General features: G+C 73.4%; 10 protein-coding genes. 8 read left to right on the plus strand and 2 right to left on the minus strand.

The features are described from left to right. Positions 1–47 precede the first annotated feature (47 nt). A complete protein-coding gene (locus tag ABZ815_RS43965) occupies positions 48–1,226 on the plus strand; it encodes a histidine kinase (RefSeq protein ID WP_357707612.1) in 1,179 nt (392 codons plus the stop codon). Further along, positions 1,217–1,861: a response regulator transcription factor gene (locus ABZ815_RS43970; protein ID WP_357707613.1), complete on the plus strand. Its 645-nt coding sequence runs from the start codon at positions 1,217–1,219 to the stop codon at positions 1,859–1,861. Before ABZ815_RS43965 ends, ABZ815_RS43970 begins: the two co-directional genes overlap by 10 nt. 15 nt (positions 1,862–1,876) lie before the next feature. Here the strand turns inward: ABZ815_RS43970 and ABZ815_RS43975 are convergent, their stop codons facing one another. Beyond that, on the minus strand, positions 1,877–2,704 hold the full coding sequence (locus tag ABZ815_RS43975; protein ID WP_357707631.1) for a metallophosphoesterase: 828 nt from the start codon (positions 2,702–2,704) through the stop codon (positions 1,877–1,879). A gap of 137 nt (positions 2,705–2,841) precedes the next feature. On the opposite strand from ABZ815_RS43975, the gene ABZ815_RS43980 reads away from it, so the two are divergent. Beyond that, entirely contained in the window at positions 2,842–3,678 is an 837-nt protein-coding gene (locus ABZ815_RS43980; protein WP_357707615.1) for an aldo/keto reductase, read from the plus strand. A gap of 6 nt (positions 3,679–3,684) precedes the next feature. On the opposite strand, the gene ABZ815_RS43985 is transcribed toward ABZ815_RS43980, so the two are convergent. Next, positions 3,685–5,034, minus strand: a complete 1,350-nt coding sequence (locus ABZ815_RS43985) for an amidohydrolase family protein (protein WP_357707617.1) — start codon at positions 5,032–5,034, stop codon at positions 3,685–3,687. Positions 5,035–5,219: 185 nt separating this feature from the next. Here ABZ815_RS43985 and ABZ815_RS43990 point away from each other — a divergent pair, with 185 nt between their 5' ends. The 5 genes from ABZ815_RS43990 to ABZ815_RS44010 form a co-directional block, all read left to right on the plus strand. Beyond that, positions 5,220–5,969, plus strand: a complete 750-nt coding sequence (locus ABZ815_RS43990) for an ABC transporter ATP-binding protein (RefSeq protein ID WP_357707619.1) — start codon at positions 5,220–5,222, stop codon at positions 5,967–5,969. Next, complete coding sequence (locus tag ABZ815_RS43995) at positions 5,969–7,681, plus strand: ATP-binding cassette domain-containing protein (RefSeq protein WP_357707621.1); 1,713 nt, start codon at positions 5,969–5,971, stop codon at positions 7,679–7,681. The genes ABZ815_RS43990 and ABZ815_RS43995 overlap by 1 nt, the downstream gene beginning before the upstream one ends. Beyond that, positions 7,678–8,829, plus strand: a complete 1,152-nt coding sequence (locus ABZ815_RS44000) for an ABC transporter substrate-binding protein (RefSeq protein WP_357707623.1) — start codon at positions 7,678–7,680, stop codon at positions 8,827–8,829. The genes ABZ815_RS43995 and ABZ815_RS44000 overlap by 4 nt, the downstream gene beginning before the upstream one ends. Continuing rightward, positions 8,829–9,701, plus strand: coding sequence for a branched-chain amino acid ABC transporter permease (locus ABZ815_RS44005; RefSeq protein WP_357707625.1), 873 nt, complete (start codon positions 8,829–8,831; stop codon positions 9,699–9,701). The genes ABZ815_RS44000 and ABZ815_RS44005 overlap by 1 nt, the downstream gene beginning before the upstream one ends. Next, the coding region (locus ABZ815_RS44010; RefSeq protein WP_357707627.1) for an aldo/keto reductase at positions 9,698–10,582 on the plus strand (885 nt) is incomplete at its 3' end. The genes ABZ815_RS44005 and ABZ815_RS44010, both read left to right, overlap by 4 nt.

Raw genomic sequence — 10,582 nt, forward strand, 5'->3', positions numbered from 1 at the left:
TCGGGCCTGTGCCGGGCAAGGCGCCGGGACGCCTAGGCTTCGGGCCTGTGGTGGACAAGCGGGAGAATGCGGGCAGCAGGGCCGCAAAGGCGCTGGTGGGGGTGCTGGCGGGCATGGCGCTCGGCGCGGTCGAGCTGGCCTTCCTCTGCGTGGCCTGGCCCGCGTCGCTGGTCCCGGCGGCGCGCCCGCAGGTCAGGCGCGGCGTGGCCGGGCTCCTGGCGCTCGAACGCGTCCGGCTGACCAGGTGGTTCGACCACCCCGAGCCCACCCGCGACGGCGGTTACGCCTACCTCGCCGCCCGCGCCGCCCTGGGCGTGCTCGGCGGGTACGGCTGCGCCACCGCCCTGTTCGTCGGCCTCCTGCTGCTCGCGGGCGGCGCGTGGGAGCTGATCAGGGGCGGCTCGGACGCCGTCCCCGTCGAGCTGCCGGGCGTCAAGATCGTCACCACCGGCGGCATGCTCGGCCTGACCGGCGGCGTGGCCCTGCTGGCGGTGACCGCGCTGCTCGCCCTGGCCGTCGGCGTCCTGGAACGCCGGCTGGCCGCCCACTTCCTCGGCCCCGGCGGCCGGGAGCTCATGCGCCGCCGCATCGCCGAGCTGACCGCGACCCGCTCGGGCATCGTCCGGGCCGTGGACGACGAGCGCCGCAGGATCGAACGCGACCTGCATGACGGCGTCCAGCAGCGCGGCGTGGCCCTGGCCATGCTGCTCGGCCGGGCCAGGCACAGTCACGGCCACGGCCAGGACCACGCCAGGAGCGCCGAGCTGGTCGACCAGGCCTACGCCGAGTCCCGCCGCCTCCTGGACGAGCTGCGCAGCGTCGCCTGGCGCATCTACCCCACCGCCCTGGACGAGCTGGGGCTCAAGGCCGCGCTCGCCGGCGTCGCCGAACGCGCCGCCGTGCCGGTCACCGTCCACTACGGGCCGGCGGCCCGGCCCGCCACGGAGATCGAGACCGCCCTGTACTTCGTGACCAGGGAGGCGATCACCAACGCGGTCAAGCACGCCCGCGCCCGTGACATCCTGGTCGTCGTGAGCGAGGACGAACGGACGGTGAGCGTGGCGATCTCCGACGACGGCGAAGGCGGCGCCGACCCCGCGGGCGGCGGCCTGTCCGGGCTGGCCCGCCGCGTCCTGGCGCTCGACGGCGCGTTCACCGTGGACAGCCCGCCCGGCGGGCCCACGAAGATCGTCGCCACGCTGCCGAAGGAGCCGCCGTGCGGCTGATCCTGGCCGACGACTCCGTGCTGCTGCGCGAGGGCCTGACCCGGCTGCTGGCCGAGGCCGGGCACGAGGTCGTCGCGGCCGTGGGCGACGCGCCCGCGCTGCTGGCCGCCGTCGCCGATCAGCGGCCCGACGTGGCGGTGGTCGACGTGCGCATGCCGCCCGGCCACAAGGACGAGGGCCTGCGGGCGTCCCTGGAGATCCGCGCGCGGTGGCCCGAGGTGGGCGTGCTCGTCCTGTCCCAGTACGTCGAGCCCCACTACGCCGCCACCCTGCTGGCCGGGCCCGCCGAAGGGCTCGGCTACCTGCTGAAGGACCGGGTCTCGGAGGTGGCCGACTTCCTCGGCTCGCTCGACCGCGTACGCGCCGGCGGCACGGCCTTCGACCCCGAGGTCGTGCGGCAGCTCCTGGCCCGCACCAGTCACGCCGACCCGCTGAGCCGGCTGAGCCCGCGCGAGTCCGAGGTGCTGGCGCACCTGGCCCAGGGGCTGGTCAACGCGGCCATCGCCGAGCGCCTGCACGTCTCGGCGTCCACGGTGGAGAAGCACGTCAACGCCATCATGGACAAGCTCGACCTGCCGCGCGACACCGGCTACAGCAGGCGCGTGCTGGCGATCCTGCGCTACCTGGAGGGCTGACCCGGAGACCGGGCCTCAGACCTCGATCACGCGGGGCAGCGCCGGAGGGTTCGGCCGCGGCTGCCACTCGCGCGGGTAGCCGAGCGAGACCTCGATGAACGGCACGCCGTCGTGGTGGGTCAGGCGCGGGATGTGCAGGTGACCGTAGACGACGGCGGCGGCGTCGTAGTCGAGGTGCCAGCGGGCGGTGCGCTCGGTGCCGCACCACTGGGCGAACTCCGGATAGCGCAGGATCCGGGTCGGCTCGCGGACCAGCGGATAGTGGTTGACCAGCACGGTCGGCAGCCCCGGCGGCCGGGCGGCCAGCCGCGCCTCGGTCAGCTCGGCCCTGGCCGCGCACCAGGCGTCCAGGCCGGGGTGGGGGTCGGGGTGGAGCATGACCTCGTCGGTGCAGACGATCCCCGCCTCGTAGGCCGTCGCCAGGGACTCCTCCTTGGTCGTCGCGCCCTCCGGACGCCAGGTGTAGTCGTACAGGACGAACAGCGGCGCCACCGTGACCGGGCCGCGCGCCCCCTCCCAGACCGGGTACGGGTCCTCGGGCGTCAGGACGCCCAGGTCGCGGCAGAGCTCCACCAGGTACTGGTAGCGCTCCTCGCCGCGCAGCTGCACCGGGTCGCGGGCGGGCGTCCACAGCTCGTGGTTGCCCGGCGCCCAGACCACCTTCGCGAACCGGCCGGCCAGCAGGCGCAGCGCCCAGGCGATGTCGGTCGTCAGCTCGCCGACGTCACCCGCCACGAGCAGCCAGTCGCCGTCCGACCCTGGGCGCAGCTCCTCGACGAACCTGCGGTTGTCGGGATGGTGCACGTGCAGGTCGCTGACGGCGAGCAGACGGGGAGCGGTGATCACGTCTCGGATCGTACGCCGCCGTGCGGCCTTCCACGATGCCGACCGTCCGTCCGGGGGGCACGGACGGCCTCCGGGTTGGCCGCGTCGCCGGCGGGTAGGTACGTCACCTGCCCGCACCCGGAAGAGGACCAGCCATGACGACCGCGCCGACCCTCGTGCTCTCCGACGGCCGCCCCATGCCGCGCCTGGGCCTGGGCACCTGGCCGATGGACGACCGTCAGGCCCGCCAGGCCGTCGGCCACGCGCTCTCGCTCGGCTACCGGCTGATCGACACCGCCGCCAGCTACGGCAACGAGAAGGGGGTGGGCGCGGCCGTCGCCGAGTCGGGCGTGCCGCGCGAGGAGCTGTTCGTCACCACGAAGCTGCGCGGCGCCCAGCACGGCTACGACCTGGCGCTGCGCGGGTTCGAGGAGAGCCGCTCCCGCCTCGGCCTCGACCACGTCGACCTCTACCTGATCCACTGGCCGCTGCCCGGCCACGGCCTGTTCGTCGACACCTGGAAGGCGTTCGTACGGCTGCGCGAGGAGGGTCTGGCCCGCTCGATCGGCGTCTCCAACTTCACCCCGGAGCAGATCGAGCGGGTGGTCGAGGCCACCGGCGTGTGGCCCGCGGTCAACCAGGTCGAGCTGCACCCCGGGTTCCCCCAGCCCGACCTGCTCGCCTGGCACGCCGGGCACGGCGTCGTCACCGAGTCGTGGAGCCCGCTCGGAGCCGGCGGCAAGCTGCTCGACGACCCGGCCGTCACCGAGGTCGCCGCCGCGCACGACCGCACCCCCGCGCAGGTCGTGCTCCGCTGGCACGTGCAGCTCGGCGCCGTGCCGATCCCCAAGTCCGCCGACCCCGGGCGCATGCGCCACAACCTGGAGGTCTTCGACTTCGAGCTGTCGGCCGAGGAGATGGCGCGCATCTCGGCCCTGGGCGGCGCGGGCAGCCGGCTCGGCGGCGACCCCGACCACCACGTGGAGTTGTAGCGCGGGTCAGCGTTCGTAGACGATCCTGCCGTCCACCATCGTCATCGTGACCGGCACCTCGGGCAGGTCGGCCGGGTGCGCGTCGAGCAGGCTGTCGTCCAGCACGCACAGGTCGGCGACCTTGCCCGGCTCCAGCGAGCCCTTCCACGACTCCGCGCCCTCCTGCCAGGCCGGGGTGACCGTGTAGGCGCGCAGCGCCTGGTCGAGCGCGAGCCGCTGGTCGCGGGCGCCCTCGACGGCCCACCGGGTCGCGGCCGCCGCCACGCCGTGCCGCCAGTCGGGGGTGAGCATGGGGGCGTCGGAGCTGAGGCTGAGCCGTACGCCGGCGGCCAGCGCGTCCCGCACCGGCCAGGCGTGCCCGAGCGCGGCCTGGCCCAGGGCGTCGCGGAGCATGGGGGAGGCGGCGGCGGCGATGCCCGGCTGGGTGGTCAGGCCGATGCCGGCCGCGGCCATCGTCTTGAGGGTGTCCGGATGCAGGACGTCGCCGTGGACGAGGTAGTGGCGCCGCCCGGGGGCCCCGGCCAGGGCGCGGGTGACGGTCCTGGTCGCGCGGCTGCCGGTGGCGTGCACCGCTACCTGGTGCCCGGCCGCGGCGGCGGTCTTGATCATGGTGGTCAGCGCGGTCTCGCGCTCGTCCTCCGAGCCGCCCTCGACCAGCGGGGCACCGTGCGTGCCGTCCTCGTACGGCTCGTCGCTCCAGGCGGTGCGCATCGGCGGGATGCCGTCGGCGAAGATCTTCACCCCGGCGACCTTGAACCAGCCCGGCACCTCGGCGGGCGGCGTCAGGTCGCGCAGCCCGGAGACCAGGTCGGGCAGCGAGCTGCGCCCGCCCACCTCGGCGAAGAGCAGCAACGCGCTCACCCGCGCCTTCAGCTCGCCCCGGGCGGCCATCCCGGCGTACTCGCGCAGGACCTCGACGCCGAACCGCCCGCCGCCTTCGTGCTCGCAGGGGCCGAGCCCGGGCTCGGTGTAACTGGTGATGCCGAGGGAGGCCAGCAGGTCGCCGGCGCGCTGGATCGCCGCCCGGCGTTCCTCCGCCTTTCCTAATCGGGAGTCGGGCACGAGGTCGCCGGCGCCGGTCAGGCGGTCCAGCAGGAGGTCGGGCCAGCGCAGGCCGAGCCAGGCGCCGTGCAGGTGGGTGTCGTTGATGCCGGGCAGCACCGATCTGCCGCGCAGGCGGACGACCCGCGTCCCCGGGCCGACCATGGCCTGGACCTGCAGTGGAGTGCCGACCCTGACGATGCGCCCGTCCTTGATCGCGATGCCGGACGCGAGGTGGCCGGCCGGGTTCATCGTGTGGACGACGCCGCCGGTCATGACCAGATCCGCCGACCTGTTGTCAGCCGCAGATTTCATATCCGCTCCGCTCTGGACACTCTCATTTCCATCCGCATAACGTACATGGAATCAGATACGATTTCGTGCCGGGAGGTGACGATGCCTCTACCTTTCGAGGCACGGCGCATCATCGATCGGGCCCGTCGCGGACCGGCGCACGCGCCGTCGCCCGACGCGGCCGGCGACCGCCGCCGGAGCCGCTGATGAACGCTCCCGCGGACGATGTCCTCGACGTGCGGGGCATCAGCGTCTCCAGGGGAGAGGTCCCCGTCGTGCACGAGGTCAGCCTGGGCGTCGCGCCCGGCACGGTCACCGTGCTGCTCGGCGCGAACGGCGCGGGCAAGACCACCCTGCTCGACGGCATCGCGGGCCTGGCCCCCGCCGCCGCCGGAACGGTCACGCTCGCCGGCACGCCGCTGACCGGCCTGCCCACCTACCGCCGCGCCCAGGCCGGACTCGGGTACGCCGAGCAGGCCCGCACCGTGTTCCGCACCCTCACGCTGGAGCAGAACCTGCTGGTCTCCGGCGACGGCGACCCGGCCATGGTCTACGACCTCTTCCCCGAGCTGGACCGCAGGCGCACGCTGCCGGCCGCCAACCTGTCCGGCGGCGAGCAGCAGATGCTCGTCATCGGCCGGGCGCTGATCGCCGGGCCCAAGGTCGTCCTCATCGACGAGATGTCGCTCGGGCTCGCGCCGGTCGTGGTCCGTCGCCTGATGGGCTCGGTGCGGGAGCTGGCCGAGCGCGGCATCGGGGTGCTGCTCGTCGAGCAGTTCGCCAACCTGGCGCTGGAGATCGGCACCCGCGCGTACGTGCTGCGCAAGGGCCGGGTCGTCTTCGAGGGCCCGTGCGAGGAGCTGCGCGGGGCCGAGGACCGGCTGCACGAGTTCTACTTCGGCGCCGTCACCGACGACGGCCTCGCGCGGGCGGCCGGCACGGAAGGCGGGAGCTGATGAACGCGCTGCTGAAAACCTGGGGTCCCGGGCTGGGGCTGGCCGTGGCGGCGTGCGCGGTGCTGCCGTGGGTGTTGCCGCCGTACTGGATCTACCTGGCGATCGCGGCCGTCGTCAGCGGCGTGCTCATGCAGAGCTACGGCGTGATCGTCGGGCGGGCCGGGGTCATGTCGCTGTGCCAGATGTCGTTCGCGGCAATCGGGGCCTGGGTGGTGCTGCGGCTGAACCTGGCCGACGCGCCCGGCGGCCTCCTGCTGTGGCTGGTGCTCGGCGGCCTGGCGGCCGTGCCGGTGGGCGTCGCGATCGGGCTGCCCGCGCTGCGCATCCGGGGCGTCAACCTCGCCGTCGTCACGCTCGGCTTCGCCGTCTCCACCGACATCGTGCTCAACGCCAACCAGTTCCCCGGCACGGCCGAGCTGAAGACCGTCGTGCGGCCGGGGCCCTTCTCCTCCGACGCCGCGTACTTCGTGCTGGCCATGACCGTTTTCGTGCTGATCGCCGTCGGGCTCGCGCTGGTCAACCGGACCAGGATCGGACGGTCCTGGCTGGAGTTGCGGCACTCCGAGCGGGCGGCGGCGGCGCACGGCATCTCCGTGGCGCGCAGCAAGCTCACGGCCTTCGCCATCAGCGCGTTCATCGCCGGTATCGGGGGCGGGCTGATGGCGGGGCAGCTGGGCCTCGTCGTATCCGGAAATTTCGCGATGATGCAGTCGCTGGCGCTGTTCGCGGTCGCCGTGCTCATCGGGCCGCACAACACCGAGGGCGCCGTCCTGGGCGGCATCTTCGGCGCGGTCATGGCCACGATCCTGGAGAAGCTGCGCCTGCCGCAGGACCTCGGCGGCATCCTGTTCGGCGTCATGGCGATCTTCGCCCTGCGCAGCGGGGTGAGCCAGACCGACTTCACCCGGGCCCGCAGGCGCGAACGGGCCGCGCGCCCCCTGCTGGAGGCCGCCGTCCCCGCCGAGGAGCCCGCCCCCCTTCCCCCGGCCACCGGCGAGGGGAACGTGCTGGAGGTGCGCGGGCTGAGCGTGCGGTTCGGCCAGGTCGTCGCCCTGGACGGCGTGGACCTGACCGTGCCCGCGCTCGGCGTCTGCGGCCTGATCGGCCCGAACGGCGCCGGCAAGTCCACGCTGATCTCCGCGGTCACCGGCTTCGCCGCCCGCTACGAGGGCTCGGTCGTGCTCGCCGGGCAGCCCCTCGACCGGCTCAGCCCGAGCGTCCGGGCCCGGCGCGGGCTGCGGCGCACGTTCCAGACCACCGCCATCGCCTCGGAGCTGACGCAGGAGGAGTACCTGGCGATCGTCGCCGGGCGGCGCCTGCCCGCCGCCGAGACGGAGGAGGTGCTGCGCTTCTTCGGCTGCCCGCCTGGCGAGGTGCCGGTCTCGATCCTCGACGCGGGCACCAGGAGGCTGCTCGACGTGGCCGCCGCGATCGCCGCCAGGCCGAAGGTCGCGCTGCTCGACGAGCCGGCCGCCGGCCAGTCCGCCGCCGAGTCGCTGCGGCTCGGCCGCCGCCTGGCCCAGGTCCCGGCCCGCTTCGGCGTGTCGATCCTGCTGGTGGAGCACGACATGGATCTCGTACGAGCCGCTTGCGGCCAGGTCACCGTGCTGGACTTCGGGCACGTGATCGCCTCGGGGCCGACGCTCGACGTCTTGGACGCACCGGCCGTCAGGGCCGCCTACCTCGGGACCGTCTTGGAGGAGACATCATGAAACGCGTACTCGTGGCTCTGCCCGTCCTCGGCCTGTTGACCGCTCTGACGGCCTGTTCCGGCGGCTCGGGCACCGACGGCCCCATCAAGGTGGGCGCGATCAACGGCGTCACCGGGCTGTTCCAGACCCCCGAGGTGCCGCAGGCGGTCAAGGCCGTCTTCGAGGAGGTCAACAAGGCCGGCGGGATCAACGGCCGCAAGATCGAGCTGATCAGCAAGGACGACGCGATGAACCCGCAGCGCTCCACGGAGGCGGCGCGCGACCTGATCGACTCCGAGGAGGTCGTCGCGCTGGTCGGCTCCTCCAGCGCCGTGGACTGCGGGCTCAACCGCGCCACCTACAGCAAGTCGCAGATCGTGTCCATCCCGGCCGTCGGCGTGGACCCGGCCTGCTTCACCAGCCCGAACATCGCCCCGGTCAACCCCGGCCCGTTCAAGCTGCTGACCGCGATGCTCTACTACGCCTCCGAGACGCTCAAGCGCGACAAGGTGTGCCTGGCCTTCACCGTCCTGCCGGGCAGCGGCGGCGGCATCGACGCGGCCGTCAAGGAGTGGAGCGACATCACCGGCAAGACGCTGACGGTCAAGGACACCTCGGTCGGGCAGGGCGACCCGACGCCGTACCTGGTCAAGCTCAAGGGCGCCGGCTGCCAGGCGGTCATCTACAACGCCCAGGTCGGGCCGTGGTTCGCCCAGGCCAAGACCCAGGGCATGCAGGACGTCGACTTCATCCTCATGGCCAACGCCTACACCGACGCCAACGCCGCCCTCATCCCGGCCGGCATGAACGCCCAGGCGGGCACCGAGTGGCAGCCGTACACCGACGAGACGCTGCCGGGCAACGACCGGTGGGCGAAGATCGTCAACGACAACAAGATCCAGAAGACCGCGTTCAGCCAGGGCGGCGTGATGGCGGCCGACGTGTTCGTCCAGGTCCTCAAGACGATCAAGGGGGACATCACCCGGGAGTCGGTGACCAAGGCGTTCAAGGAGATGCAGCCCATCACCTACCCCATGGTCGGCACGCCCTGGGTGTTCGGCCCCGGCCAGACGCACAACCCCATCGAGGGCAGCCGCTTCGTCAAGGCCGAGAACGGCAAGTGGACGGTGCTGCCCGAGGGCTTCATCGTCCCGAAGCGGAACGGCTGATGCTCGACTCCGTGGTCGCGGGCCTGACCAGCGGCGGCGTGTACGCGCTGCTCGGGCTCTGCGTGGTCCTGACCTACCGGCTGGTCGCCGTGGTCAACTTCGCGATGGCGGCGGTGGGTGCGATGGGCGCCTTCGTCATGGTCACCCTCACCGACGCCGGTCTGAACGTCTGGCTCGCGCTCCCGCTCGGGGCGCTGGCCGGCGGGCTGGTCTCGGCGCTGCTCGGCCTCGGCCTGGTGCGCTGGTTCGGCGAGCACGACCTGCGCACGAAGGCGGCCGTCACCGTGGCGGTGTTCGTCGCGCTGATGTCGGTCGGGTTGCGCCTGTTCGGCAACAACACCAGCGGCGCGCGGCGCTTCCCGCAGCCCTTCGACGCGCCCGCCTTCACCGTGGGCGAGGTGGTCGTGCCGCAGGCGGTCCTGGTGTCGCTGTCGTTCGCGGTGCTCATCACCGTCGGCGTGGGGCTGCTGCTCGGGCGCACCCGGGTGGGGCTGCGGCTCCAGGCGCTGTCGGAGCGCCCGGCCACCGCGCAGGTCGTCGGCATCCCCGCCCCCCGGCTCGCCCTGGCCGTGTGGGTGGCCATCGGGGCGGTCAGCACGCTGGTCATCGTCCTGGTCGCGCCCCGGCTCGGCGGCGACTTCTCCACCCTCGGCAACCTCGTCACGACCGCGCTGGCGGTGGCCATGGTGGGGGCGTTCAGCAGCCTGTGGCTGACGCTCGCGGGCGGGCTGCTGCTGGGCTGCCTGGAGGGGGTGACGGCCTCGCTGGAGGCGGTCCAGCAGTACCGGGGGGTGCTGCCGTTCCTGGTCATGGTGGCGTTGTTGTGGTGGCGCAGCCGCCATCAGGTCTGGGACTCGGAGGCGAACGTATGACCGTCAAGGTCCCCCAGCGCCAGATCGGCGCGCACGGCCCCGAGGCGTCGGTGCTGTCCCTGGGGTCCTGGCACACCTACGACCGGATGGACTTCGGCGCGGCCGTCGAGCTGCTGCGGCACGCCGTGGAGATCGGGGTCAACCTGTTCGACGTCGGCGTCTACGGCCTGCCGGGACAGCGGCCGGTCTTCACCGACGTGCTCTTCTCGGCCATGGTCAGGGCCGCCGGCCTGGCCCGCGAGGACTACCTGCTCTCGGTCAAGCTCTGGCTCGACGACCACCCCGGACGTCCGCTGCGCGAGCAGCTCGAACGCGCGCTGCTGCGGGCCGGCACCGACCACGCCGACCTGGCCGTGGTCGGCGACGTCCACCGCGAGGACCTCGACCTGCGCCGCCTGGCCCGCGAACTGGCCGCGCTGGAGGCGGAGGGGCTGCTGGGCTGCTGGGGCGTCAACAACTGGTCGGCCACCTCGATCCTGACCATCCGCAACCACGCCCGCGACCTCGGCTCGCCGGGGCCGCAGCTGGCCCAGCTCAAGTACAACCCGTGCCGCCGCTCGATCCCGGAGGGGGTGCCGTTCTCCGAGGTGTTCGACGCGGGCGTGTCGTTGCAGGCCAGCGACGTGCTCGAAGGCGGGCTGCTGGCGGGCAGGGAGACGCCCGCCCGGCCGGTCTTCCCCGACCCCGGCGGCGTGCGCGAGCGGGCGGCGACGGCCGCCGCCGGGCTGGCCGAGGTGGCGGCCGGGCTGGAGGCGACGCCCGCGCAGGTGTGCGTGGCGTTCTGCCTCACCCATCCGGCGGTGGCCAGCGTGCTGTTCGGCGTCACGAGCAGGGCCCAGCTCGCCGACAACGCGGGCGCGCTCGCCCTGCTCGACCGGGTC

Source organism: Nonomuraea sp. NPDC047529, assembly GCF_040642995.1.
GTDB lineage: Bacteria > Actinomycetota > Actinomycetes > Streptosporangiales > Streptosporangiaceae > Nonomuraea.